The organism is Paraniabella hibiscisoli (genome assembly GCF_022512515.1).
GTDB classification, from domain to species: Bacteria; Bacteroidota; Bacteroidia; order Chitinophagales; family Chitinophagaceae; genus Niabella; species Niabella hibiscisoli.
This window is the reverse complement of the sequence record NZ_JAKWBK010000001.1, coordinates 539456-564469: the sequence shown is the minus strand read 5'-3', so window position 1 is coordinate 564469 and position 25014 is coordinate 539456. Positions and strand designations below refer to the sequence as shown.

Sequence of the window (25014 nt, the reverse complement as noted above, 5' to 3'; positions counted from 1 at the left end):
TAGCGGCGACATGTCAATTCCACTCCGTTAACAATCCTCTTCATTAGGTTTTGCCGTTTTAACAAAAGCGAATCAATCAAACCGGCTATTTTTAGGCCATGAAAATTGAACACACTGCCTTTTGGGTAGCAGATCTTGAAAAAGTAAAAGATTTTTATTGTACTTATTTTGATATGATAGCCAGTGATCGTTATCATAACCCTATAAAAAATTTCACTTCTTATTTTCTTTCTTTTAAAGAGGGGGTGCCCGCATTGAAATAATGCATCGCCCGGATATTGTGTCTCAAACAAGCCAGCGAGGATTGATCACAGGTATTGCACACCTGGCTATTTCAGTAGGCTCTAAGGAAATGGTAGACCTGCTTACTCAACGATTAAGAGAAGACGGTTTTACTATAGCAGGAGAGCCCCGAACAACAGGCGATGGCTACTATGAAAGTGTAGTACTGGACACGGAAGGCAACCTGGTTGAAATAACAGAATGATAACTACTCCTTTTTTTCTGACCTATTCAGCAAAATTTAAAATAAATCGCCGGTTGATCCGTCTTCCCGGAAAAGCCTGGAATATGTCCAAAAAATACTGATCATTAATGGTCATCCTAATAAAGAGTCATTATGCTTCGCACTGGCTGCTGCCTATAAAGAAGGTGCCGTTCAATCGGGTGCAGCAGTTAGGGAACTGGCTATTGCTGATCTTCAATTCAACCCTAACCTGCAGTATGGTTATCGTAAACGAATGGATTGGGAGCCGGACTTAGCCTTAGCCTGGGAAAGCATTCAATGGGCTGATCACCTGGTGTGGGTACATCCTGTTTGGTGGGGCGGGTTGCCTGCAATTACCAAGGGCTTTATCGACCGGGTTTTTCTGCCTGGGTATGCCTTTAAGTACCGCGAAGGATCGGTGTGGTGGGACAAGCTGCTCAAGGGCAAAACAGCACATATCATTACTACATTAGATCAACCGGGTATTTATTACAGGCTGGCTTTCGGCAGGCCGAGTGTGAACCAGTTGCGGAAATCGGTATTGCAGTTCTGTGGGATCAGTCCGGTTAAAGTAAGCTATATTGGCATTGTGAAAACAGCTACTGAAGAAAAGCGCTCACAATGGTTGCAAACGGTAAGGGAAATGGGTACCCGTTTAAAATAGTTCGCTTTGGTTGGGTGAATCCTGGTGTATAATATATAGCCAACATGAAACAATTGCCATTTGTTTATTCCCTGCAAACAGTATCTTTATAGAAGTGCATTATTATACAATTATACTGGTCATCATGGCACTAATGTTAGGCGCTTCTGCTTTTGCCGAAAAGCTGAAAGTGCCTGTACCAGTATTATTAATTGTTGTAGGCATGATAGCTGGTTTTACACCCAGCATGCCGGCTATCGAACTGGACCCCGAGATCATTATGCTGATCTTTTTACCACCCTTGTTATATGATGCAGCTTTTAATATCTCTGCCAAAGATTTCAAGACTAATATTAATACGATTAGCTCTTTGGCTATAGGGCTGGTTTTTATTACTACAGCGGGTATTGCAGCAGTAGCGCATTATTTAATCCCGGGTATGAGCTGGCCCCTGGCCTTCGTATTGGGTGCCACACTTTCGGCAACCGATGCTGTTGCAGCAATGGGTATAACCAAGGGATTGGGCTTGCCTCATAAAACGATTACCATACTTGAGGGAGAGAGCCTGGTGAATGATGCTTCAGCGCTGGTGGCTTACCGCTTTGCGGTTGCGGCAGTAACAGGCGTGGCTTTTGTGTGGTGGAAAGCCTTATTCGACTTTTTGATCGTTTTAGGTGGTGGTTTCCTGGTGGGTATTATCATCGCAAAATTATTAGGGTTTGTTCTGCGCTTTTTTAGAGACAATGCTATGGTTGTGATCAGCCTGATGTTGTTGATGCCTTTTGTAACGTACCTGCTGGCCGAGCATTTCGAAGTCTCCGGCGTGATCGCAGTGGTTGTATTGGGATTAAATATGTCCTGGTTAAGCAAGAACAGGTTCCCCGAACATATAAAGCAGCAATCACGTAATTTCTGGGACGTCAATATCTTTTTATTGAATGGGTTGATATTTGTTTTAATTGGGTTGCAGTTCCCGTTGGTGCTAAAACGGATGGAGACCAATCAGATATGGACCTATATCGGATACGCAGGTATTATCACCGTTATTACTTTTCTGATCAGGCTGATAAGAGTGTTTATGCAGCAATTTAACCTGCAAAAGGCTTTTGAGGGTAAGCGTCGTATCAGCGAAGAGGCACTCTTCGATTCCAAAACCAGCCTGATCATTTCCTGGGCCGGTATGCGAGGTATTGTATCGCTGGCTATTGCGTTAGGTTTACCCTTAAGCCTTACGAATCATGAAGCTTTTCCTATGCGTAACGAGATTATCTTTCTGTCTATTGCAGTCGTACTTTTATCACTCTTAGGTCAGGGTTTAACGTTGCCATGGGTAGTAAAAAGTTTAGCAAAGGCAAAGATGTTGTTATTACATCGAGCCACACCGGGATTGCAGATACGGAGGGTTAAGTTTGGTAAAACTGCCCGTACTGTCTAACTTAGATATATGAGCAACATTTTAGATATCCGCTGTCCTTCCTGCCAATCGAAGCAGCTAAATACTGCGGAGAAAACCGGAGACAAGCTAACTTTAATCTGCCTGTCCTGTGGTTACTGCTTTAAAGCGATAGATACAGATGAAACGCCTCGAAAAGCCGTCGAGCAGCCATCGCAGGCTACGCCACCAGTATTACATCATACCCCGGTCAGCGCTATACCCGATCTGCCTATGCTCAATAAGCAGATTGTTGAAGTAGCAAAGGCAAGCGGCAAATTAGGTGCAATTAAATACTGTAAAGACCTTACAGGATGGAGCCTGGATCAATGTAAGAAGCATGTGGATAGTTTGGTAGACCATGGCATAGTTGAAGAGTGGAATACCGCTGAATCAATAGAAGCATCAGTTCCTACAACTAGGTTGGATCAGCAGATTATTGAAATAGCCCGTACAAAAGGTAAGCTGCATGCAGTTAAATATTACAAGGATCAAACCGGGAAGGGCTTAAAAGAATCGCTGGAGTATATAGATAAGATAGTGCCACCAGGTACCTTTAAAAAACAGAAGGCTGCTTTATCGCAACCGCCTGTTATGGCAGCTACGATGCCAAGGAAGTATTGGTGCTGAGACGTTACCGGGATAATGTGCTGCAGCAAACAGCAGGAGGTCGCTTGCTGGTTCGTTTGTATTATTACATCTCACCATCCGTCGCCCGCTTTATAAAAAATAATGAGTCGCTAAAAAAGCCATCCGGAGGTATATGCTACAGCCATTAACGGAGCGGCTGTAGCAAAATAACTAATCGTTGTTTTGGCTACAAGATCCGTTGTTTTCGTCACCTTTCGGCCTTTTACTTATATCAACTTTGCTGTGTCAATTATTAAAAACTAAAAAGTAAATAATGAAAACACAGAAAGTATGGTTAGTAACAGGCGCCTCAAAAGGATTAGGACTAAGCCTGGTAAAAAAATTATTAAATGAAGGTTACAAAGTAGCCGCAACTTCCCGCTCTTTACAAAGCCTTGAAACCGCATTGGGTGAGCATTCAGGTCTGTTGCCTTTGGAAGTTGACTTATTAGACGAAGCCAGTGTGGGTAGTGCCATTGATACAACAGTAGCGCAATTGGGCAGCATTGATGTGGTGGTGAATAATGCGGGTTATGGACAACTGGGTACCCTTGAAGAGTTAAGCGATAAAGAAGCCCGTGCTAACTTTGACACCAATGTATTTGGCGCATTGAATGTAATACGTAAAGCCACTCCTTATTTACGCAAACAGCAAAGCGGTATTGTAATTAATATTGCCTCTATAGGTGGATTGACAGGTGATTTTCCCGGCTGGGGCGTATACTGTGCCACAAAGTTTGCCATGGTGGGCTTTACCGAATCTTACGCCGCAGAAGTAAAAGAGTTTGGTATTAAAGCAACAGTAGTGTATCCAGGCTATTTCCGCACTAATTTCCTATCGGGTGGATCTTTAAATACACCTGCCAACGAAATTGAGGCATACTCCGTAGCAAGGAAAATACAGGCGGCTCATGAAAAGGAGATTGATGGTAACCAGCCCGGCGATCCGGATAAAGCAGCCGATGCCATGATCGCATTAGCAAAAATGGAAAATCCTCCTGTACATTTGCTCTTAGGTTCTGATGCCTTTGAGCTGGCAGGTAAAACGCTGAAAGCATTGGGTCAGGAAATAGCGCAGTATGAAAGTATTAGCAGGTCAACTGATTTTTAGTGAATAACATGCGGCAGCACTAATATCGCTGCCGCACATTAAATCATTTAAAATGAAAAAACAAGCTTTACACAATAGATACGATCAATGATTTTCATGCTATTTGCGGCCTTCCGGGTCCACAGCATCCCTTGGTAAGCCTCGTAGATTACAGCCAGGTCGAATACCAGGTGGAAGAGGAAGAGATAGGCTGGATACAGGACCTTTATTTTATAGGTCTGAAACGCGATATACAGGGCAAGTTCCGGTATGGACAAAAGCAATACGACTTTGATGAAGGGCTGGTTTGCTTTGTAGCGCCCAAGCAATTGATTCATGTACATATTGATAAGCCTGCTGATAATGTTACAAAACCATCGGGTTACCTATTGGCATTTCACCCTGACTTTTTGTGGAATACTTCATTGGCTAAAACCATTCACAATTACGACTTTTTGGGTATGATGTAAATGAGGCTTTGTTCCTGTCGGAAAAAGAAGAAGCACTATTAATGGGTATTTTTAAAGGTATAGAGCAGGAGTATCAATCGGGTATCGATCAGTTTACACAGAATATTATCATTGCCCAGATCGAAGTGTTGCTGAATTATTGTGAGCGATTCTATCAGCGCCAGTTTATCACCCGCAAGAAAAGCGGCCACCAGATCCTGGAACGGTTGGAGCAGGCATTGGACGAATGTTTTGCCAGTGATGATCTGATCAACAAGGGAGTGCCAACAGCGCAGCACATTGCCAGCCAGCTCCATATTACCCCCAATTACCTGGGCAGTTTGCTCAAAGCATTAACAGGGCTAACTACACAGCAGCATATCCATAACAAGCTGATCGAAAAGGCAAAAGAGAAGCTATCGACTACCGCCTTATCAGTTAGTGAAATTGCTTATGAGCTGGGCTTTGAGCATGCTCAATCCTTCAGTAAATTATTTAAGAATAAGACTAACCTCTCGCCGTTAGAGTTCCGACAATCTTTTAATTAAACAGGAGTATAGATTTTACAGAGAGGTTGGGCTATGTTTACAGGGCTTATTGTACATTCATGTTCTTAATTGAATGAAACTTTGAGTAAGATCTACATATTCAGCGGATTGGGCGTTGACCGGCGCGTTTTCAATGAAATTGATTTTGGCGACCTGGATATCACCCATGTAGAATGGATAAAACCAGAGCCTAATGAACCACTGGTTCACTACGCGGAACGCATTGCGGAGAATAGGGTAGCGCCTCATTCTGTTTTAATCGGCTTGTCATTTGGGGGAATGTTATCTGTCGAAATAGCTAAACTGATTCCCGTTGATAAGATCGTATTAATAGCTTCTGCAAAAACAAAGGATGAGTTACCGCGGGGCGTCTTAATGAAATGGTTGCTGAGAATTAGAAGGTTCATTCCCGAGTATAGTTTAACCCGCCCTAATCGCATTGCTTATTGGTTTTTTGGTGTAAAGGAAAAAAAGAAAAACAACTGCTTCGGGAAATTTTAAAAGACACCGATCCTCAGTTCTTTAAATGGGCCATCAAGGAAATCATCAATTGGGAAAATGAAACGATGCCGGCAAATAGTATTCATATCCATGGGAACAAAGACCGCATCATACCTATAAAGAATGTCAAAGCCGATTATGTAATAGAGGACGGCGGACATTTTATGACGGTAAATAAGGCAAAGGAGATCGGAAACATTATTAGAACGGTTGTTTAAAGTTCATCATAGATTAGTAATAGTTTAGATCGTTTGGCAAAGATATAGATGGCTAAACTGTGACAATGAAAATCGTTACAATAGCTAATTTGCAGATGATAATGCATTATTGATATATGCGCGATGTAAAGTTTATCTAACATACTACTATACAGAAATAATGGCAACTCAACAGGAATTGGAACAATTAGCGGGTCAGCTTAGGCAGCCTAATGGTGCTGCTGGTATAGATGTAGCCAATATGATGAACGAGAATAATATCGGGATGACACATCATTCTATCGATAAGCTCGAACTAGGCAATGGGCAGCGTGTATTGGAATTGGGCCACGGTAATGGTGGTCATGTCGGATATTTATTAAAACGGCCAGTCGTCTCAAATACTCAGGATTGGAGATGTCGGAGCTGATGATGGATGCAGCGAGGCATACAAATCAAAAATGGATCGATAATGGCGAGGCCTCTTTTTATCTGTATGACGGTGCTCGGACTCCTTTTAGTGACGGTAGCTTCGATAAAGTTTTTACGGTAAATACGATCTACTTCTGGTCAGATCCGGTAAGTCTTTTGTCTGAGATATACAGGATCACTACAGCTGGCGGTTGGTTTAATATCACATTTGCACAAAAAGCGTTTATGCAAACCCTACCTTTTACACAGTTTGGGTTTGAATTGTATGACACAACAAAGGTTGAAACGCTGGTTGCTGCAACTTCGTGGAAAATATTAGCAACTGCATACGAAACCGAAACCATTAAGAGCAAAGCTGGCGAAATAGTACAGAGGGAGTTTACAACTATAACGCTTGCCAAATAGTCTCCGTGGGACGGATAAGCAATTGTTGTTAAAATAACTTACAGGCCATATAATTATATGCGATTTAATTTTACTGTGTATTTTGTCTTCATATCTTTGTAATGAAAATTCTTGCTGCTGTCAGCAGATGATTTGGAAAAGCTAAATATTTCATAACTAAACATATACATGCAGTTTCATCCCATGCCTGCCAATGAGCAGGAGAGATTAAAAGATCTATATTCTTACAATATCCTGGATACCCTGTCTGAAGAGGATTTTGATAATATAACTGAAATTGCATCACAAATCTGTAATACGAAAATTTCCCAGATCACTTTAGCAGATAATGACCGGCTTTGGTTCAAGTCCAGTCATGGATTACCTGGCTCAGAAGTGCCACGCCATCTTTCCTTTTGTACCCACGCTATAAATACTCCCGATGAGTTGTTCATGGTGCCCGATGCGAGAGAAGATGAGCGGTTTGCCGATAACCCTTTTGTTACGGGAGAGCCATATGTGGTGTTTTATGCGGGAGTACCGCTAATAAGTGAAAATGGGTTTGCTTTAGGCAGTTTGTGTGTCGTACACGACCGCCCCACCCAACTTTCGGAAACTCAGTTAAAGTCATTAAAGGCATTATCAAAACAGGCCATGCGGCTGATTGAATTGCGCAAGAAAAAGCGCAGCTGGAGGGAGCTACCAGCAATTTGAGTGAAAAAATAAGGCCCTTGAAAAGTTTGTAGGTACTGTAGCCCACGATTTAAGATCGCCGCTTAATAATATTATTGGCGTGGCTGATTTACTCACCACGGCGTATGAAATAGAACCAGATGTAGTAGAGTTGCTGCATATTGTTAAAGCCTCTTCGTTAAAACTTAAAAACATGATCAGCGATCTGTTGGAGCAAAGCCGGTCCAATAAACTACTTCATGAAAGCGCTTCTAATGTTTCATTGGATGAACTGAGGACGGCTATAAAAGATCTGTTTGCATGTAGCGATAAGCGGATCATTCATTTTAATACATCCCTGGAGTCTATCCATATCAACAAAATTGCGCTGGAGCAGATATTGATCAACTTAATTTCCAACGCTATTAAATACAACGATAAAGAGATAACTGAGATTGAAATTGGGATTGCTGATAATAACCAGGAGTATTCGTTTTATGTAAAAGATAATAGTAAAGGTATTGCCCACGAGTTTATGGAGAAGGTTTTTAACCTGTTTGAAGCGCAGGAAGATAAAGACAATTACGGGGATAAGGGCTATGGCATGGGACTGGCAATTGTAAAAGAGTTGATCAACAAAATGGGCGGTACTATTAGCCTGGACTCTACTGTAGGTGTAGGCTCCAAGTTTATGTTTACCACTAAAAAGTAATCGTACTTGTCTCCTTGGGTTAATGCATCCAATTTTACCTTGAGTGTATAATCCGGCAATTATGGAATAATTGTAGAAATTGTGCTGGGCGCATTGGAAGAAACCCCGAGGGATGAAGTTTTACTCCCTCGGGGTTTAGAATATCTTTGTGCAATCATTATTAAAACAACAGTCAATGTTTACAGTAGAGCAAATCAAACAGGCACATAGCAAAGTAAAATCCGGGGCAGACTTTCCTTCCTATATTCAAGAGATAAAAGCGTTGGGTGTAACCGGCTATGAGGCTTTTGTTGCCGATGGCCACATTAATTATTTTGGAGCAGACAATTATCAAATATCTGCCGAACCTAAATACAACGAACTAATGATTGGTGAGTCTGCTAATAGGGAGCAATTTCAGGCAGATCTTAAAGCGCATCAGCAAGGAAAAACCGATTATCCTACTTTCTGCAATGATTGCGCTAAATCAGGCATAGAAAAATGGGTGATCGTAATGAACGACATGACTTGCACTTATTACGATAAGGCTGGTACAGAAATTTTAGTGGAAACCATTCCTCATTAGTTTATCTCTAAATAAGAGCGTGTTTTACGCTATCTCTTTTTCAAACTGCATCTGGTGGAGGCTCGCATAAAAGCCGCCTTTGGCCATTAATTCGCTATGCGTGCCGGCTTCCATTAATTTACCTTTATCAAGCACCAGTATTTTATCTGCCTTGCGAATGGTGCTTAGCCTGTGGGCAATGATGATGGAAGTTCTGTTTTGGATCAACGTATCCGTAGCCTTTTGAATTAACAATTCGCTTTCTGTATCGATTGAGGACGTGGCCTCATCCAGCACGAGAATAGAAGGGTCGTATAGAGAGCACGAATAAAAGATAACAATTGTCTTTGTCCCAGCGAAAGGGTTGCACCACGTTCCTTTACATTATAGTCATATCCGCCGGGAAGGCGCATGATAAAATCATGCATGTTGATCATTTTGGCTGCGGCAATTACCTGTTCCCTTTTTATATTAGGGTTACGCAGTGTAATATTGTCCATTATAGAGCCTGAAAAAGAAATACATCCTGCAAAACACCTATGTTTTCACGCAGGTAATCAGGAGGTAATTTTTTGATATCCATACCATCAATTTCAATGGTTCCTTTTTGAATATTATAGAAACGATTGATCAGGCTGATAATAGTGGTTTTACCGCTACCCGTATGCCCAACAATAGCAATGGTTTGACCTGGCTTTATGTCAAAATTTACGGCTTTTAAAACCCATTGCTCATCTACATAAGCGAAACTTACATCTTTAAAATCAATCTGCCCTTTTACCCGGCTTTCCGGTAACAGGTAGCCGCCCTCAGGAACTTTTTCCTCGTCGTCATTATCCAGCACTGTAAATACCCGGTCACTCGCTATAAGACCCATTTGCACTACGTTAAACTTGTCGGCGATCATGCGCAAAGGTCTAAACAGTAAATTCAGACAAAGAATAAACGCAACGACTACACCCTGCTGACTCTGTTGAAGGCCTAATGCTTCCCTGGCAGTAAACCAAACGATCAAACCTATGGATAAGGCTAGTACAATTTCAATTACAGGAAAGAACACCGAGTAGGCGAAAATGGCATTGATATTGGCATTTCGGTGCTGCTTGTTAATGGCTTTAAATTTATTGAACTCATTTCTTTCAGCAGCGAAAGCCTGTACCACACTCATACCTGATAAATGTTCCTGTGCATAGGCATTTAATGCCGCTACCGCATTTCTTACTTTGAAAAAGATTTATTGATGCTTTCCTTAAAATAATAAGTAGCTGCAATCATGATCGGGAAGGGTATCAGCGCAATAAGCGTTAGCTGCCAGTCTACCCAAAACATATAACCCAGCACACACACAATAGAAAGAAGATCGGCAATAATAGGGATCAGGCCATCCGAAAAAATTTCATTGATGGATTCAATGTCATTGATCGTCCTGGTGGTTAATGTTCCGATAGGTGTACGGTCAAACTGTCTCAGGTTTAATCCCAATACTTTTTTGTAAACGGCATTCCTGATATCTTTTACTACTGCTTGTCCTAACCATGCGGTAATAAAGAGAATGCAAAACGCATCAGCGTTTCTATCAAAATAATACCCATTTGTATAATGGTAACATAAATTACCATTTTGGGTAAAGATTGTGCGACGTATTGGTCAACTGTTAACTGGATGAGCAATGGGCGTACGGGGGTAAGCGCTGCTAGTACAATTGCCAGTATCACTGACCAGTAAAACCGGCCTTTGTAGGGAGCTGCATATTGAAATATGCGTCGCAACTTCGAAACATCAAAAAATAACTTCTTTCCCTGCTCCATTCGCGCAAGATATAAAAATTAGAACAGTTAGAACAAAAGCCGTTCGTTAACAATAAAGGAACTTTCCGGTTGTTAGAAACATTTTATAAGTCCTCCTCCCCGGTTTCTTTTTTATATGCTTTAATAAATAAAGCACCCAGGTTTTTATAAGGAGGGATATAATCCTCGATACCTGTAACTTTTGCTACTGATGTAAATTCTTTCCAGAAAGATATCCAATCGATATTTTTTTCAGGCGAAGAGTTTCCAGGAACGTGCGTATAAAGGGAAGGTTAATATCGCGGTAGCCTGTTTGCTTGGATGAAATAATATGTGCATCACTCGATTTTTTCAAAATAGAATCGATCAGGAAAAAACCGCCGCAGGAGCCCATAAATACAACCCGGTTGGTAGGCGTAATATAGCTGACACTGGTGGGAGCATGGTAACTATGGCCACGGTGAAAGGTTACGGTAGGAGATAGATTATTCTTTTCAAAAAATTCCTGCATAGCATTTTGAGCAACAAAATCTTCGTCGGGTGTATTGGCCAATGGCCTGTTGGCGTAGAGGTAAATAGGTACGCCCGATGTTGTTTTCGCTACCACAAATTTGCTGTTGCTTTGGTCTACTTTCCATTTTGGATCGTTACTGAAAGTGCGTACGAAAATGTCGAAATCCATCATCCCGTCTTCATCGCCATAAAAAACATTTGCGTAATAATTTCGCCTTTTTCATTGGTGAAATTGTCAAAGGCAACACTGTACACTGGCGGAATGCCCAATTCTTTGGTGAGATTGATGTTACGGGTAGGGTCTGCCGAAAGGAATAATTTATCCAGGATATTATAAATCGCTATACCGCGTTTATTACGGGTCGTCGTATTTCTCTGGTAATTCGTCTTAATATTGCCCAACATCTGCTTAGCCAGGTCAGGAAGGGTTTCATAAAGACTGGCGTAAGAGTCTGCTACATCCACACCATCTTCCAATCCCTTAGATTTTTCCAATCCGTTTACAAAAGCCGTCATTACAGCGGTAGCATCATCTTTACTTTTAAAAGTGCCGAAGAAATTTTTAAGTGTATTATAGCCTGCGGCCTGCCTGATGAATTTGCGGTAATGGTCAAACGAAAGACTCATTAACAACGAATCGCCCCGGTTATTCATTTTTTGCATCATTAGCGGGTATACTCCGGCAGTATAGCTACTGGTGTAGATCAACCCATCCGTAAGTACTGCCAGGTAATACAGCTCCTGTGGCGTAAGCTCCTGCAGGCATTTAAACCGCACCGCGTTAGTAGCCTCATGCAGGGCATTAATTTCATTCACAAATTCGTCGCTCGCCTTTTTCTGTAAACGATTGGTCAGTTCTGTAAAACCTACGGCAGTATCGCCGCTTAATGCACGGCGGGCATAATCCATTTGCGTTTTTACCAATAGGCGGTAATATTTTACGCGGTCGTCTTTAGCCGCATCCAGCTCGCCCATGGTGATCTTTCCTTTTACCAGGTTGTCCAAAAAAGGGAAATAAATCTGCCCGCTTTTCATTTCAGAAAGCCCCACCACTGTTTTTACGAAATTATCATCCTTGATGCTTCGAATTTTATATCCCAGCGAATTGCCGGCCTGGGCATAAGAATACAGTTGCTCAGGATATTGGCGTCCGATAGCCTTAATCAGGCTGTCGGCATGTTTGGAATTTGTATATTTTGTAAGCTGGTAAAAAGTCTTGTTGGGGTACAGGGCCGCATATTTTAAGATCAGGAGGTCTTTCAACTCGCTGTAATTAGGGTTTTCTTCAAAAATACGGGGCAACGTAGCCGTATAGGCAATATCGTAGGGGAAATGTTGTACATAAAGGAATGATTGATTCCTTAGCAGAATTTACTTCAATGAGTTTTTGTATAAAGAAAATATTTGAGCAAAATGGCTGGGCAACACTTCTCTTTTACGCCAGCCGGTACGCATATGTCTTAATATATCGGTAAGCCCCACCAGGTAACCAGGCTTCAGGCGCTGCTCAATTTTAGTATCAGTTTCTATCAGGTACCGGATGGCGTCCACCTGGTTATTAATGGCTGCTGTAGCCAGCTTACCAGCATCTTCATTGCCCCGCAGGGTAAATTCATCATCCTGTTTACCATCACTACCCAGCAGTAAATTTTTTTCTTTAATGATATTTTCATGAAAAAGCTGACGGTTAATCGGGATATTGATTCCATTTCCGTCCTGAGCCCATAGAGAAGTTGAAAATATAATTGCTAAAGCCGTTGATAATAAAGCCTTTCCTATCATAACTATTAATTGATCTTGCCTGCAAAGGTAATTTGATATATAACGTAAAAAAGTTAAAAGATTTCTTGTTGTAGGTATGGTTGCAAAGAAAAAGCAGCGCTTCAATGCGCTGCTCCAATATGTTCAATAGCTGGTGTAAACCTATAATAGAGCCAGCTTGATTATTTATTGTGAATTGGAATAACGAAGTGCAGGGTTAGTTTTTTGAGCCAGGGCGTATACGCCAAATAATAAAAAAGTATAAAGTATATCGCCGCCAAAAGCGTTTCGAAACATTTGCGTGCTAATCTCATTGTAGAAGGGCAGTGCTCTAAGGTAGGTCATTCCCAGGGTAAGACCTGGTTCAAATTCTATTGATCCCGGTATTTGGCTACCTACCCAAACGCCAAAATTCGAAATGATCCAGAACAAAGCAGAACCCGTGAGCGAATAACCTAAGATCTTGATCGTTTTAGGATTGTGTAAAGTGGTTCCCAGGGCCGTGATCAGCAATATCGCACTATACACAAAAAACTGGCTAACACCGTAAAAACCTGTTTTACCTACCAGGTAAAAAGCCAGGTCAGATATTAAAAAAGCTGCGATCGGGAAAAAATAAGCCCAACCTTTGTTTTTAAACTGCGAACCGCCAAACAGGGCAATCGCCACCAGCGGAGAAAAGCTGTAAATTTCATAATAAGAGAAAATCAGCCTGCTTAAAACAGCTACTAAAATAATGGCGACCAGTACGCCTACTCTTACATTTAATTTGTTCATGCTGCAAAAATAGATATTTTATAAATTTGCACTCTTAATATATAGTAACATGAAAAAAATAATCATCCTTTTTCTACTGGTTTGCGCGGTAAAGTTTAGTTATGCACAACCTCCTGCAGGCCCCGCCAATGCTGGTGATACCTACGGAGAAAAGGTAGACGCTAAGGGGGTAGTAGCTCTTTCCCAGGTGTCTAAAGACCTGTCAAAAAAGACTCTATCGAAACTAAAATTTCCGGAAAAGTACTGGCATCTTGCCCAAAAAAAGGCTGCTGGATGGAGGTAGAATTGGAAGATAAAAGTAAAATGTTTGTAAAATTTAAGGATTATGCCTTCTTTGTGCCTATGGATATTGTGGGCAAATCGATTGTTTTAGATGGAATTGCGTTTAATAAAACGACTTCAGTAGCAGAATTACAGCATTACGCTAAAGATGCAAAAAAAGCCAGGCAGAAATTGACGCCATAAAAGAACCTCAAAAACAGTTGAGATTCCTGGCCGAGGGTGTTTTGGTAGTGAAATAATAGATGGTATTTTAAGTCAGTGCCAGAAAAAGAATACATATTGATATCGGTACTATAAGCAACAAAATAAATAGCAGGTAGTCTCTGCGTAGCGGATTTTTGCTGACAAAAAATTTGATCAACAATGGAAGTGAGCAAATTATTGCGAACACCGGACCCAGAAATGTGAAAACTAAGGGACTGAAGTCACAGCCCGGCGCAGACCTACGTGGGAATATAAAAATGTTGAAAATAAGATACCCAAACACTAAAAAGTAAAAAATAAGCAGGGTGCTTAAAAATCTGTGTCTTTTAAAGAGTGTCAGCATTCGTTTATTTATAATTAATGCTCCAAAAGTTGAAAAGTAACCCTCATACACTCCTATATATTAGTATTGACAGAACACTTACTGCTAATAAAATTTTGTTACAAACCTTACGATATACTACTTTTGCACCCTGAAAAATAAAGGCTATAAAAATAGCCGCAATAAAACCAATATTTAAATAAAGTATATGCCAGAAATTAAACCCGACGAAATAAGCGCCATACTGCGGGAACAATTGAGCAATTTTAATGCCCACGCAGATTTAGAGGAAGTAGGTACTGTGTTACAGGTAGGGGATGGTATTGCCCGTGTTTACGGGTTAGGAAATGTACGCTATGGTGAACTTGTTGAGTTTGAGGATGGTGTTCGCGCTATTGCGTTGAACCTGGAAGAAGATAATGTGGGTGTGGTATTGATGGGTGAAGGTAAAGGAATTAAAGAAGGATCTAAAGTGCGTCGCACCAAACAAATCGCCTCTATTAAAGTAGGTGAAGGTATGGTGGGGCGCGTGGTAAATACCCTGGGTAATCCTATTGATGGTAAAGGCCCTATCGCCGGCGAATTATATGAAATGCCTTTAGAGCGTAAGGCTCCTGGGGTAATTTTCCGTGAGCCGGTAAAAGAACCACTGCAAACTGGTATCAAAGCTATTGATGCGATGATTCCTGTAGGTCGTGGACAAAGGGAGTTGATCATTGGTGACCGTCAGACTGGTAAAACAGCTATCGCGGTTGACACGATCATTAACCAGAAAGAATTTTTCGCTGCAGGTAAGCCTGTATATTGTATTTATGTAGCAATCGGACAAAAAGCATCTACTATTGCCGGTGTAATGAAAACATTACAGGACAATGGTGCTATGGAGTACACTACTATCGTAGCGGCTTCTGCTTCTGACCCTGCTCCTTTACAGTTCTACGCTCCTTTTGCCGGCGCTGCTATCGGTGAGTTTTTCCGTGATACAGGTCGCCCTGCGCTGATCATTTATGATGATCTTTCAAAACAAGCGGTAGCTTATCGCGAGGTTTCTCTGTTATTACGTCGCCCTCCGGGTCGTGAAGCTTACCCTGGTGATGTATTCTACCTGCATAGCCGTTTACTGGAAAGAGCTGCAAAAGTGATCAATAACGATGAGATCGTTAAAAATATGAACGATCTTCCTGATTCTATTAAGCACCTGGTAAAAGGTGGAGGTTCGTTAACAGCACTTCCGATCATTGAAACTCAGGCTGGTGATGTGTCTGCATATATCCCTACAAACGTAATTTCGATTACCGATGGCCAGATATTCCTGGAGTCGAGCCTGTTCCTTTCAGGTATCCGCCCGGCTATCAACGTAGGTATCTCCGTAAGCCGCGTGGGTGGTAATGCGCAGATCAAATCCATGAAAAAAGTTGCTGGTACATTGAAATTAGACCAGGCACTTTACCGTGAGCTGGAAGCCTTCTCTAAATTCGGTGGCGACCTGGATGCTGCTACAAAGAACGTAATTGATAAGGGTGCCCGTAACGTAGAGATCTTAAAACAGCCGCAATATTCTCCGTTTACTGTTGAAAAACAGGTTGCTATCATTTACCTGGGTACCAACGGTTTAATTAAAGAAGTGCCCGTAAACAGAGTTAGGGAGTTTGAAGACCACTTCTTGCTGGAAATGGAAAATAAATTACCTGAATTGATGGCTGAGTTCAAAAAAGGAAATTTACCTGAAGAGGGTCTGAAACAAATGGTAGAATTGGCGAACAGCCTTATCCCACAGTATAAAAAAGCATAAGAAACCTGCCCGAAAGGGTGGTGGTTCGAAAAATAAATAAGCCTTGTTCTGCGGAACAGGGCTTATATGTTTAAATTTAATACTTTTGGAATACGTATATTAGCTTAAAACTGATTATGGATCGCCCAGTAAATTGCCTCATAGTAGATGATAATAAAGTAGCCCGGATGTTGCTTCAGCAAATCCTGATCAAAATTGATGGTATTAATATCATTGGAGAGTTCGACGATCCGTTGAAAGCTAAAACCTATATAGAGAATAATGCTATAGATCTGCTGTTTCTGGACATTGAGATGCCCGGTTTAACAGGAATTGAATTATTGCGTATGTTACAGAAAAGGCCACTTACTATTTTCACTACTGCCAAACAGGGTTACGCGGTAGAAGCGTTTGAGCTAAACGTGGTAGATTACATTGTAAAGCCTTTTTCTCTGGCCAGGGTGTTACATGCCGTAGAGCGCGCAAAAGAGCTGTTGAGCAACGAGAACGTTAAGATCGGGAAAGATGAGTCCAGTGATTTTGTTTTTGTAAAAGATAATAAGGTCATCCGGAAGCTGAACATGAATGATATTTTGTGGATCGAAGCCAAAGGCGATTACATTAAATTACATGTTCCCCAAAAAAGTTATGTAGTTCATGGCAGTTTAAAAGCCATTGAAGATAAATTGCCGTCTCAGAAATTTATGCGCATTCATCGGAGCTATACCATAGCGCTCGATAAGATTGATTATATCGAAGATAGAATTGTTTATGTGCATGGTCAGGCTATACCCATTTCAGAGTCGTATAAAGATGCGCTTCTGAAAAGCCTGCAATTGCTGTAACGGTTTTTTTGCACAACCATGAATAAAAAAATGTAGCTTTCTTTTCTGTGGTTACCTTAGCACTTGCGTTAATGGTGCTAATTGTAGTGACCCAGTTTTTCACCAATAAAGCAACCAATGCTTTAACAACCGGGAATCTTAAGGCCGTTTCAACTTTTGATCTCAATAACCGTATCCAGGAGATCGTTAATACGTCTTTTGAGCTAGAAAGTAAGCTAAAAGGGGCACGGCTTTACCGGTGGATAAAGCCCGGTTGCAATCGATCCAGGATTCTGTAAATGCCCTCGGCTACAATGCTTATGTATTAAGTTCATTTGCGGAGGGGCCAACCAAGGCAAGAGCAGATTCTGTTAACAACATCATTGATACCCAGGTAAACATTTCGGAGAAAATACTGGCAGCCATTAAAGGTAGTAACGCTCAACAGGTAAAATTGAATATAGACTCCCTGAGAATACTTGACCTGGGCAACAAAGTGTATAAAAATTGCATGCAGCTACAGCGGGAGCTAAGAGATGATCTTCAGCAAACCCTTGATACCAATACCGAGCAGGCGAGCAAACTGTCCCTGTATAACCGTGTACTTGCTGTATTTTCCATTATTGCCATTCTTTTGTTAGCCACCATCATCATCCGCAGGCAGTCGCAACAGCTAAAGCTAATAGAAGAATTAAAAGAAGCGGAACTGGCTGCACTTAAAAGCAAAAATGCAAAAGACGAGTTTCTGGCCAATATGAGTCATGAGCTGCGCACGCCGCTTAACGCGCTTATTGGATTTGGTAACCTGCTTGATGGAACCGAGCTGGATGCCAAACAGAAAGAGTATGTAGAGATTATTAAATCCAGCGGCTACAATTTACTATACATTGTAAACGATGTATTGGATCTGTCTAAAATAGAGGCCGGAAAGCTCACCATTGCACATCGCCCCTTTAACCTGTATGATCTTTTTACAAGGATCAAAAAAATGTTCTCGGCCACCATCCAGGATAAGGGCCTGGTGCACAATTATTTTATCGATGAGCAGATTCCGCAGCATGTAGTAGGAGATCCTGACCGTTTGCAACAGATTTTTATCAACCTCATCAGCAATGCCATCAAGTTTACTACAGAGGGGGATAGAAGTAAGCGCCAGTATTATTTGGGTAGATGAGGAACAGAAGTTTTACAAACTGAGTTTTACTATAAAAGACAGCGGTGTTGGTATTCCCAAAGATAAAATAGGAACTATATTTGAACGTTTTGAACAATTGGAGCAAGGGGCTCAAAGGCAGCACGGTGGAACTGGGTTAGGACTAACTATTGTAAAAAACCTGGTAGAGCGAATGGGTGGTTCCATATCTGTATACAGCCATGTAAATGAAGGCTCAGAATTTAACTTTACCTGTATACTTGAAAAAGCGGAAGTGATTGAAGAAACTGTAAGCAGCGAGGTAGCTGCCACTTATTCATTTGAAAACTACCGCGTTTTGCTGGTGGAAGACAATAAGGCCAACCAGATATTGCTCAAACATATTTTCAGTAAGCACAACCTGATCCCTCGCATTATTGATAACGGTCAGGAAGCTGTAAACCTGCTGAGAAAAGAAGTGTTTGACCTGGTATTAATGGATATTCAAATGCCGGTGATGGATGGGTATACTGCTATTTCACTGTTACGCAGAGAATTGTATCTTAAAACACCTGTAATCGCCATGACGGCCTATGTATCGGAGGGTGAAGTGCAGAAGTGCATGGAAGCGGGCTTCTCAGATTATATGGCCAAACCGGTAGATGAAGAATTATTGGTGCAAAAAATGGCTTATTATTTAAAACAAATAGAAAAACCGGCGCTAAGCTCCAGTATTTTAGAAGAAGGGAGAACTGGTGCTGATGAAAGTAATGATAATCTTAGCTTTCTGACCTCAATAGTTGGCGATGACAAAGAAGTGCTGGCAGAGATATTAAAGGAAATGGAAAGACAATGGCTGAAAGATAAAACGGACCTGGCTGCGGCAAGTAATGGAGGAGATGTAGGTGCCATTGATCGGTTACTACATAGGATGAAATCAACGTTTTCTTCTTTAGGACCCGAACATTCAGTATATAAAGTAATTATCGAAAAAGGAAAGCTGCTCCATAACGGAGAAACCGCAACGGCAGAAAAATGCAATAGTTTTATAAACGAAATCGAAAGTTTAATCAGTAAAACATTAAAAGACAATGCCGGGAACTAGTACTTTTTATGTAAAGCGGGCAAAATCCTCCCTGGTTTTTCTGTGGATTGGAGCTATCATGCTTCTGGTTATTATGCTATATAATTGGCGTGTTGCAGCCAATAGCACAGAATCTAAAACCGAATTATTAAAGGCTAAAGGTATATTTGTGGATGAATTGTTACTTTCAACCCAGGATCTCCAGTTAGGCGAAAGTGTTGGGTTGATCAACATTTCTCTCAACAGGGATGCTGCGGTGGCTACAGGAGAATTAGAAGTTGCTCCCGAAACGAGCACCTCACCAGAAAGAAAGCTGGCGTATTCAAAAATGTTGAAAAATAAGATTAAAAAAATAGCTTCAACGCCCGCGAATGATGGGTTTATTATAAAACCACTTCCTCAATAAACCTCTATGATTAAGAAAATTCTATACGTCTCAGTTATCATCGGGGCCTTAATAATTTCCTCCTGTGGCACTCAAAAAATTGCAGCTACAGCAGAAAAAAGCAAAGCAACCAGGGAGTCTATTGATGCCGATTCTGCAGCACTAAGCAATCTGCAAACTGAAATGGTACAAAAATTAGGGCAGCAAGGTGTAGATAGCTCTATTAACAGAAAGATCGTCTCTCTTTTATCTGTTTTACAGGATGATCTGAGCAAAATTCAGCAAACAGTTGATGCGGTAGATTTTTTCCTTGAAACAAAAAAGAATTTCCGTCCCAATAATTACGAGGAGGATGTAAAGGACTATGTTAGACGGTTAGATTCCTTTCAACTTCAAAAAGCAACACGGGATCGGATTTACCAGCTTTTAGATGAGGCTGTTAAAATGGAAGCTTTTCAGAAATACGGAATGGGCGCTTTTTTGAGCCCGGAATTTACCGTATAGCACCTACAGCTTTTAACAGCGTTAATCAGTCTTTTCAACCGGCAATAGATTCTATGTCAGCCATTTCCAATCGCTACCCGGATGTTAAGCGTACTGCCCATTTGGTAATTGTGGGTTATGCTGATGCAACACCTATTACGCCTGGTACTAAGCTATACAATGAGTTGAAAAGCTATATGAGGAAAGACAACCCGGAAAGTGAGCAAATGAACCAGGCGCTTTCTGACCTAAGAGCCAACGAATTACTGCGCAACCTTAAAATTATTATGAAAACAAGTGCATCCAGGTTTTCCAATTACAATCAGTTAAAGATTGGTTATTCAAGTTATGGCAGGGGCAGGCCTTACCATTTAATAACATTACAAATTATACGGAAAATGATGAACGCAGAAGAGTGGTCGTATTTTTACTGGGCTATTTTACCAGAGCTATAGCTCGAAAAGAATTTGATCTATAAAAAAGGGTAATTCAGCTTAAAAATTGGCCTGTTCATCGAATATCATCAAACGCATAACCAGCCGCTTGCTACTTTTACAGCGGTTTAGAGGGCTTAGAGTGGGCTTCGGGACCTTTCCAGGTCAAACGTTCGCCCCTCTTTTTTAACGCTTCTCAATTACGAAATTGGTTATGGACTTCAAACACCGCGTCATATCACAATTAAATAATGAAAAGGACCTGATCCTCTCCGCAAGCGACTATTTTAAAGAACCTTCCTGCGCTATAGAATCTGCAGTTCACTTTATCATAGATGCAACTATTAATGCATTGAACTTTCAATGTGAACACAATAAAAAAACAGACGAAATTTTCAAAATTGGCAGAGAATGCGCCTTTTTAAAATTTTCTACTCTTTTTAGTGCAGATTTTCATATTGTTGAAAAAGGCCGAGGCATTAACTCTGAGATATTCGGGGTTACCCTGGTAGATACCATTGATGACATTGCAAGACAAGCCCAGGTTCGTAATAAAACCGTAAATTTTTTAATGGCCTCTATTACTCCGGCTATATTAAGCGTACTTCATGTAATAAGCGAGGAAGAACAGTATAACAATGCTGACCTGTGTAATTATCTTAAAGTAACATCAGGTAACAAAAGCTCGATAGTTAAGAAAATGCTGAACTAAATGCGAGAAGCAAAAGGACTTTAAAATCTCTCGCTTTTACTCGTCAATTCTTTCGTCAATAAGCCTCGCTGTTACTTCAGGCATTACCTTTTTTATAGGATTAGACCTTTGGTCCTGGTATTCGTAACGATGTTGAATAATGTCTACGCATTGATAAACCGCCTCTAAAAATGAAGCAGGATCTGCAGTTCCTTTGCCTGCTATATCCAATGCCACCCCATGGTCGGGGAAGTACGCACAATATTTAAACCCGCGGTAAAGTTGATTCCTTCACCAATAGCGAGCGACTTAAACGGTATTAAACCCTGATCGTGATACATCGCTAGTACGGCGTCAAATTTTTCATGCTGGCCACGTGCAAAGAATGCATCTGCACTGTAAGGGCCAAAGGCAAGGATATTTTTGTTCCTGGCCTCTTTGATAGCCGGCTTAATAATGCTTTCTTCTTCATTGCCAACCAGGCCTTCATCGCCCGCATGCGGATTTAAGCCCAGCACGGCAATCCGCGGCTTACTAACACCAAAATCCTTTTTTAATGAATCTTGCACCAGGTGGAGTTTACTTAATATCGCTTCAACCGTTATATGAGAGGCAACATCTTTAATGGGTACATGTTCTGTAACCAATGCAACACGCATATTCTGTGCACACATCATCATCACCACATCTTTAGCTGCAAATGCTTCCTTCAGGTAAGGAGTATGGCCGGTATGAGAAAATGCTTCACCCTGTACATTACTTTTATGAATGGGAGCCGTTACCAGTCCTTCAATTGAGCCCTCCTGCAAGGCTTTTACAGCGCTTTGCAGGGAGAGTACCGCATACTTCCCCCTGTTTCGTTTAATATACCGGGTGTTACAGCAACATCTTCTTCCCAGCAGTTAAAAATATTTACCTGCCTGGGGTTGATCCTGGTAAACTCTTTTATATTATTAAAGTTGAAATTGGTTTCGCCCGCAAACTTCCGGTAAAAGTTGATGGTCTTATTATTGGCAAAAATAATGGGCGTGCATATTTCAGTAATCCGGGTGTCCGAAAAAGCTTTTACGATCAGTTCAATACCAATCCCATTTATATCTCCACAAGAAATGCCAATAGCGGGTTTATTTGTACTCATATCAAAAAAATAGGCTGTAAATGTAGGTATTATTTTTCAGGCGCCCGGCTTATTGTCACAGGGATACCAGCCCCTGTTCTAAAACTAAGTAAACAAAGCCTTTGTTCCCGGATATCATTTGGTTGACCGGCAGATCGTTAGCCGGTGTACTGCAACAGGCACGCCTAAATTATTCAACAGAAAATAGTTGCCAGCCAAGTAACTTTGCGCCATGTACACATTAAAGAAATCTTTGGGGCAGCATTTTTTGAAAGATGAGAATATCTGCCGCAAGATTGTTGAAGCGCTGCAACAGGAGGATTTATCACAACTGCTGGAGGTAGGCCCCGGGGGCGGAGCGCTTACGAAATATCTGAAAGATATTCCCAATATCAACTTTAAGGCAATTGAGATCGATGATGAGAAGGTCGATTATTTATCCAGTACTTATCCGGAACTAAAAGATAAGATTGTACATCAGAGTTTCCTGGATGCATCGCCACCGTTTGAGGGCCAATTTACCATAGTCGGCAACTTTCCTTACAATATCTCCACCCAAATTCTCTTCAGGGTGCTTGAATGGAAAGAACAGGTGCCGGTAGCTGTAGGAATGTTTCAGAAGGAAGTGGCGCAACGTGTAGCAGCGCCATCTGGCAATAAAGTGTATGGTGTACTTAGTGTGCTCGTGCAGGCTTTTTACGAAGTGAAGTACCTCTTCGATGTGCATGAGAACTGTTTTAATCCTCCACCAAAGGTTAAGAGCGGTGTAATTAAAATGTATCGGAAGGCAATCGTTGAGCCCATGCAATCGGAAAAGCATTTTTTCCTGCTGGTGAAAACGGCTTTTAATCAGCGACGCAAAACCCTGCGCAATGCAGTTCGGTCCTTATTCGAGCCCGACTACCTGGCGGATCCGGTTTTTAATCAGCGTGCGGAACAATTGACGGTTAAAGATTTCGCCGCCCTCACTTTTAAAATGAAGTAATAGTATAGCATAATTATAAAATGAAAAAAGTAATAGTAACGGGTAATGCACACCCCATTTTAATGCAAACATTAACGGGTAAAGGATTTGATGTTGCCTATGAGCCGCAGATTTCTTACGAAGAGATAAAAGCCAGTGGACAGGGGGTTAGCGGACTGGTATTAACCACACGCATCAAAGTAGATAAGGAACTGATCGATGCACTTCCCCAGCTGGAATGGATAGGGCGATTAGGCAGCGGTATGGAATTGGTAGATGTAGACTATGCCCGGTCAAAAAATGTCCTCTGCGCCAGCAGTCCGAGGGAACCGCAATGCGGTGGCCGAACATTCGTTGGGGTTGCTGCTCATGCAGATTAATAAAATGAACATTGCAGTGCCTGAGGTAAAAGAGGGCATCTGGTTACGGGACGAAAACCGGGGAACCGAATTGTATGGCAAAACAGTGGGTATTATTGGTTATGGAAATACGGGAAGCAGCTTTGCTAAATTGTTACAACCTTTTGAAGTAACTGTACTGGCACACGATAAATATAAAACAGGCTATGCAAATAACTATGTTAAAGAAGCGTCGTTAGAGGAAGTGTGCGAATCGGCCGACATTATCAGCTTTAATGTACCACTTACCAGCGAAACACATCACCTGTTAAACAGTCATTTTCTTTCGCGTTTGAAAAAACAGCCGTTGATTATCAGCGCCTGTCGTGGCAAGGTTATTAACACGGCAGACCTTATTGAAGGGTTAAAAAATAACCAGGTAAGAGGGGCTTGCCTGGATGTATTGGAGAATGAAAAACTAAATTCATATACTGAATTTGAAAAGCAGCAGCTGGCAGAATTGCTTTCTTTTAAAACTGTTATCGTAACACCGCATATTGCAGGTTATACGCACGAGGCATTTTTAAAAATGGCTACAGTATTGCTCGGAAAACTAGGCTTTTAGGAGCCTTTTCAGGGTATTTTTCTTTAACAAATCGTTTTTTAATGAACTGATCTTTTTATTATATTTGTAACAATTGATAGCAACGCTCTGGGCAGCTTCCAGAGCGTTGTTATTTTTTTTGTTTAATATAAAAAAGATGAGTTATGAGTGCTATTCAGTATGTAACTAAGGAGACGCTGGAGCAGATGAAAGAAGAGCTACAGCACTTTAAAGGCGTAGAGCGTCCTGCAGCCAGCAGGGCTATTGCCGAGGCGCGTGAAAAAGGAGATCTTAAAGAAAATGCGGAATACGATGCGGCCAAAGAGGCTCAGGGCCTCCTGGAGGCCAAAATTGCAGGCTTGGAAGGCGCATTAGCTAATGCCCGTATACTGGATGAAAGTACAATCGATACGAGTAAAGTATCTATTTTAACCAAGGTAAAATTAACCAACCTGAAAACTAAAAAACAGGTTACCTACCAGCTGGTAAGCGAGCAGGAAGCTGATTTAAAAGCGGGTAAAATATCAGTTAGTTCTCCTATAGGCCAGGGAATACTGGGTAAAGAGCCGGGTGCGGTTGCCGATGTTCAGGCTCCTGCCGGACTAATACAGTTCAGAGTTGAGGAGATCAGTTTATAATATTCATATATCAGGATCATCAAAACCGGCTTCGGCCGGTTTTTTTATTGTATTTTCAACCTTCTTTAATCAGGTAATTATGACCATATTTTCAAAAATTATAGCCGGCGATATCCCCTCTTATAAAGTTGCAGAAAATGACCAGTTTATTGCCTTTCTGATATTATGCCCTTGCGTAAAGG

The 25014-nt window shown here is 41.3% G+C and carries 40 protein-coding genes and 2 pseudogenes; 31 read left to right on the top strand and 11 right to left on the bottom strand.

Annotated features, from left to right (window positions below):
* Positions 1–98: 98 nt before the first annotated feature.
* The 16 genes and pseudogenes from MKP07_RS37625 (at position 99) to MKP07_RS03565 (ending at position 8742) form a co-directional block, all read left to right on the top strand.
* Positions 99–263 (top strand): VOC family protein, encoded by a 165-nt coding sequence (locus MKP07_RS37625; protein WP_262919140.1) that lies wholly within the window; start codon positions 99–101, stop codon positions 261–263.
* Positions 263–487: a VOC family protein gene (locus MKP07_RS37620; protein ID WP_262919139.1), complete on the top strand. Its 225-nt coding sequence runs from the start codon at positions 263–265 to the stop codon at positions 485–487. Before MKP07_RS37625 ends, MKP07_RS37620 begins: the two co-directional genes overlap by 1 nt.
* Positions 488–563: 76 nt before the next feature.
* Positions 564–1151: an NAD(P)H-dependent oxidoreductase gene (locus MKP07_RS03615; RefSeq protein ID WP_317235937.1), complete on the top strand. Its 588-nt coding sequence runs from the start codon at positions 564–566 to the stop codon at positions 1149–1151.
* Positions 1152–1245: 94 nt separating this feature from the next.
* The gene (locus tag MKP07_RS03610; protein WP_240845043.1) at positions 1246–2565 is read left to right on the top strand and encodes a Na+/H+ antiporter; all 1320 of its coding nucleotides are present in this window, start codon (positions 1246–1248) and stop codon (positions 2563–2565) included.
* 9 nt (positions 2566–2574) lie between these two features.
* A complete protein-coding gene (locus MKP07_RS03605; protein ID WP_240845042.1) occupies positions 2575–3192 on the top strand; it encodes a hypothetical protein in 618 nt (205 codons plus the stop codon).
* A complete protein-coding gene (locus tag MKP07_RS42055) occupies positions 3186–3341 on the top strand; it encodes a CFI-box-CTERM domain-containing protein (protein WP_394803622.1) in 156 nt (51 codons plus the stop codon). Before MKP07_RS03605 ends, MKP07_RS42055 begins: the two co-directional genes overlap by 7 nt.
* Before the next feature lie 125 nt (positions 3342–3466).
* Positions 3467–4303: an SDR family NAD(P)-dependent oxidoreductase gene (locus tag MKP07_RS03600; RefSeq protein WP_240845041.1), complete on the top strand. Its 837-nt coding sequence runs from the start codon at positions 3467–3469 to the stop codon at positions 4301–4303.
* Positions 4304–4434: 131 nt separating this feature from the next.
* Positions 4435–4752: a hypothetical protein gene (locus MKP07_RS40970; RefSeq protein ID WP_317235767.1), complete on the top strand. Its 318-nt coding sequence runs from the start codon at positions 4435–4437 to the stop codon at positions 4750–4752.
* A gap of 8 nt (positions 4753–4760) precedes the next feature.
* Complete coding sequence (locus MKP07_RS40965) at positions 4761–5279, top strand: helix-turn-helix domain-containing protein (protein ID WP_317235766.1); 519 nt, start codon at positions 4761–4763, stop codon at positions 5277–5279.
* An 81-nt stretch (positions 5280–5360) separates the two neighbouring features.
* The gene (locus MKP07_RS03590) at positions 5361–5780 is read left to right on the top strand and encodes an alpha/beta hydrolase (RefSeq protein ID WP_240845040.1); all 420 of its coding nucleotides are present in this window, start codon (positions 5361–5363) and stop codon (positions 5778–5780) included.
* Between the two features lie 378 nt (positions 5781–6158).
* Positions 6159–6407, top strand: coding sequence for a hypothetical protein (locus tag MKP07_RS03585; protein WP_240845039.1), 249 nt, complete (start codon positions 6159–6161; stop codon positions 6405–6407).
* Positions 6395–6814 (top strand): class I SAM-dependent methyltransferase, encoded by a 420-nt coding sequence (locus tag MKP07_RS03580; protein ID WP_240850639.1) that lies wholly within the window; start codon positions 6395–6397, stop codon positions 6812–6814. The genes MKP07_RS03585 and MKP07_RS03580 overlap by 13 nt, the downstream gene beginning before the upstream one ends.
* Before the next feature lie 168 nt (positions 6815–6982).
* A complete protein-coding gene (locus MKP07_RS03575) occupies positions 6983–7507 on the top strand; it encodes a GAF domain-containing protein (RefSeq protein WP_240845038.1) in 525 nt (174 codons plus the stop codon).
* A gap of 28 nt (positions 7508–7535) precedes the next feature.
* Positions 7536–7700 (top strand): annotated as a pseudogene (locus MKP07_RS37615) (histidine kinase dimerization/phospho-acceptor domain-containing protein); the annotation flags it as partial.
* Positions 7680–8177 (top strand): sensor histidine kinase, encoded by a 498-nt coding sequence (locus MKP07_RS03570; RefSeq protein WP_262919579.1) that lies wholly within the window; start codon positions 7680–7682, stop codon positions 8175–8177. The pseudogene MKP07_RS37615 and the gene MKP07_RS03570, both read left to right, overlap by 21 nt.
* 175 nt (positions 8178–8352) lie before the next feature.
* Positions 8353–8742, top strand: coding sequence for a DUF1398 domain-containing protein (locus MKP07_RS03565; protein WP_240845037.1), 390 nt, complete (start codon positions 8353–8355; stop codon positions 8740–8742).
* Positions 8743–8766: 24 nt separating this feature from the next.
* Here MKP07_RS03565 and MKP07_RS03560 read toward each other — a convergent pair whose 3' ends face one another.
* The 9 genes from MKP07_RS03560 to MKP07_RS03520 all read right to left on the bottom strand — a co-directional run bounded on the left by MKP07_RS03560 (position 8767) and on the right by MKP07_RS03520 (position 13559).
* Complete coding sequence (locus MKP07_RS03560; RefSeq protein WP_240845036.1) at positions 8767–8976, bottom strand: hypothetical protein; 210 nt, start codon at positions 8974–8976, stop codon at positions 8767–8769.
* Complete coding sequence (locus MKP07_RS03555) at positions 8970–9221, bottom strand: P-loop NTPase family protein (protein ID WP_240845035.1); 252 nt, start codon at positions 9219–9221, stop codon at positions 8970–8972. Before MKP07_RS03555 ends, MKP07_RS03560 begins: the two co-directional genes overlap by 7 nt.
* The gene (locus MKP07_RS37610; RefSeq protein WP_317235765.1) at positions 9221–9883 is read right to left on the bottom strand and encodes an ABC transporter ATP-binding protein; all 663 of its coding nucleotides are present in this window, start codon (positions 9881–9883) and stop codon (positions 9221–9223) included. Before MKP07_RS37610 ends, MKP07_RS03555 begins: the two co-directional genes overlap by 1 nt.
* 56 nt (positions 9884–9939) lie before the next feature.
* Positions 9940–10230, bottom strand: a complete 291-nt coding sequence (locus MKP07_RS37605; RefSeq protein WP_317235936.1) for an ABC transporter transmembrane domain-containing protein — start codon at positions 10228–10230, stop codon at positions 9940–9942.
* A 20-nt stretch (positions 10231–10250) separates the two neighbouring features.
* Complete coding sequence (locus MKP07_RS03540; RefSeq protein ID WP_240845034.1) at positions 10251–10490, bottom strand: hypothetical protein; 240 nt, start codon at positions 10488–10490, stop codon at positions 10251–10253.
* A 223-nt stretch (positions 10491–10713) separates the two neighbouring features.
* Positions 10714–11193, bottom strand: a complete 480-nt coding sequence (locus MKP07_RS03535) for an MBL fold metallo-hydrolase (protein WP_240845033.1) — start codon at positions 11191–11193, stop codon at positions 10714–10716.
* A complete protein-coding gene (locus MKP07_RS03530; RefSeq protein WP_240845032.1) occupies positions 11190–12323 on the bottom strand; it encodes a hypothetical protein in 1134 nt (377 codons plus the stop codon). The genes MKP07_RS03535 and MKP07_RS03530 overlap by 4 nt, the downstream gene beginning before the upstream one ends.
* Before the next feature lie 69 nt (positions 12324–12392).
* Positions 12393–12803 carry a hypothetical protein gene (locus MKP07_RS03525; RefSeq protein WP_240845031.1) on the bottom strand — a complete coding sequence of 137 codons (411 nt, stop codon included), beginning with the start codon at positions 12801–12803 and terminating at the stop codon, positions 12393–12395.
* A 165-nt stretch (positions 12804–12968) separates the two neighbouring features.
* On the bottom strand, positions 12969–13559 hold the full coding sequence (locus MKP07_RS03520) for a DUF6580 family putative transport protein (RefSeq protein WP_240845030.1): 591 nt from the start codon (positions 13557–13559) through the stop codon (positions 12969–12971).
* Between the two features lie 49 nt (positions 13560–13608).
* Here MKP07_RS03520 and MKP07_RS03515 point away from each other — a divergent pair, with 49 nt between their 5' ends.
* The 11 genes from MKP07_RS03515 (at position 13609) to MKP07_RS03465 (ending at position 21192) form a co-directional block, all read left to right on the top strand.
* Positions 13609–13842, top strand: coding sequence for a hypothetical protein (locus tag MKP07_RS03515; RefSeq protein WP_240845029.1), 234 nt, complete (start codon positions 13609–13611; stop codon positions 13840–13842).
* A complete protein-coding gene (locus tag MKP07_RS03510) occupies positions 13776–14024 on the top strand; it encodes a DUF4920 domain-containing protein (protein ID WP_317235935.1) in 249 nt (82 codons plus the stop codon). Before MKP07_RS03515 ends, MKP07_RS03510 begins: the two co-directional genes overlap by 67 nt.
* A gap of 551 nt (positions 14025–14575) precedes the next feature.
* Positions 14576–16159, top strand: coding sequence for a F0F1 ATP synthase subunit alpha (gene atpA / locus MKP07_RS03505; RefSeq protein ID WP_240845028.1), 1584 nt, complete (start codon positions 14576–14578; stop codon positions 16157–16159).
* A 116-nt stretch (positions 16160–16275) separates the two neighbouring features.
* On the top strand, positions 16276–16983 hold the full coding sequence (locus tag MKP07_RS03500; RefSeq protein WP_240845027.1) for a LytR/AlgR family response regulator transcription factor: 708 nt from the start codon (positions 16276–16278) through the stop codon (positions 16981–16983).
* A 47-nt stretch (positions 16984–17030) separates the two neighbouring features.
* Positions 17031–17261: a hypothetical protein gene (locus tag MKP07_RS03495; RefSeq protein WP_240845026.1), complete on the top strand. Its 231-nt coding sequence runs from the start codon at positions 17031–17033 to the stop codon at positions 17259–17261.
* Positions 17237–18136 carry a sensor histidine kinase gene (locus tag MKP07_RS03490; RefSeq protein WP_240845025.1) on the top strand — a complete coding sequence of 300 codons (900 nt, stop codon included), beginning with the start codon at positions 17237–17239 and terminating at the stop codon, positions 18134–18136. Before MKP07_RS03495 ends, MKP07_RS03490 begins: the two co-directional genes overlap by 25 nt.
* Positions 18075–19199, top strand: coding sequence for an ATP-binding response regulator (locus MKP07_RS03485; RefSeq protein ID WP_240845024.1), 1125 nt, complete (start codon positions 18075–18077; stop codon positions 19197–19199). The genes MKP07_RS03490 and MKP07_RS03485 overlap by 62 nt, the downstream gene beginning before the upstream one ends.
* Positions 19186–19584 carry a hypothetical protein gene (locus tag MKP07_RS03480; protein WP_240845023.1) on the top strand — a complete coding sequence of 133 codons (399 nt, stop codon included), beginning with the start codon at positions 19186–19188 and terminating at the stop codon, positions 19582–19584. The genes MKP07_RS03485 and MKP07_RS03480 overlap by 14 nt, the downstream gene beginning before the upstream one ends.
* A 6-nt stretch (positions 19585–19590) precedes the next feature.
* Positions 19591–20067: a hypothetical protein gene (locus tag MKP07_RS03475; protein ID WP_240845022.1), complete on the top strand. Its 477-nt coding sequence runs from the start codon at positions 19591–19593 to the stop codon at positions 20065–20067.
* A gap of 53 nt (positions 20068–20120) precedes the next feature.
* Positions 20121–20501 carry a hypothetical protein gene (locus MKP07_RS03470; RefSeq protein WP_240845021.1) on the top strand — a complete coding sequence of 127 codons (381 nt, stop codon included), beginning with the start codon at positions 20121–20123 and terminating at the stop codon, positions 20499–20501.
* 193 nt (positions 20502–20694) lie between these two features.
* Entirely contained in the window at positions 20695–21192 is a 498-nt protein-coding gene (locus MKP07_RS03465) for a hypothetical protein (protein WP_240845020.1), read from the top strand.
* 36 nt (positions 21193–21228) lie between these two features.
* Here the strand turns inward: MKP07_RS03465 and MKP07_RS03460 are convergent.
* Positions 21229–21980, bottom strand: a pseudogene (locus MKP07_RS03460) (PdxA family dehydrogenase).
* Positions 21981–21985: 5 nt separating this feature from the next.
* Positions 21986–22309, bottom strand: coding sequence for a hypothetical protein (locus MKP07_RS03455; protein WP_240845019.1), 324 nt, complete (start codon positions 22307–22309; stop codon positions 21986–21988).
* A 211-nt stretch (positions 22310–22520) separates the two neighbouring features.
* Here MKP07_RS03455 and rsmA point away from each other — a divergent pair, with 211 nt between their 5' ends.
* The 4 genes from rsmA to greA all read left to right on the top strand — a co-directional run bounded on the left by rsmA (position 22521) and on the right by greA (position 24832).
* A complete protein-coding gene (rsmA, locus tag MKP07_RS03450) occupies positions 22521–23273 on the top strand; it encodes a 16S rRNA (adenine(1518)-N(6)/adenine(1519)-N(6))-dimethyltransferase RsmA (protein WP_262919137.1) in 753 nt (250 codons plus the stop codon).
* 20 nt (positions 23274–23293) lie between these two features.
* Positions 23294–23632: a Rossmann-fold NAD(P)-binding domain-containing protein gene (locus MKP07_RS03445; RefSeq protein ID WP_240845017.1), complete on the top strand. Its 339-nt coding sequence runs from the start codon at positions 23294–23296 to the stop codon at positions 23630–23632.
* A gap of 4 nt (positions 23633–23636) precedes the next feature.
* Positions 23637–24215: an NAD(P)-dependent oxidoreductase gene (locus MKP07_RS03440; RefSeq protein ID WP_240845016.1), complete on the top strand. Its 579-nt coding sequence runs from the start codon at positions 23637–23639 to the stop codon at positions 24213–24215.
* A gap of 143 nt (positions 24216–24358) precedes the next feature.
* Positions 24359–24832 (top strand): transcription elongation factor GreA, encoded by a 474-nt coding sequence (greA, locus tag MKP07_RS03435; protein ID WP_240845015.1) that lies wholly within the window; start codon positions 24359–24361, stop codon positions 24830–24832.
* The last annotated feature ends 182 nt before the right edge of the window (positions 24833–25014 follow it).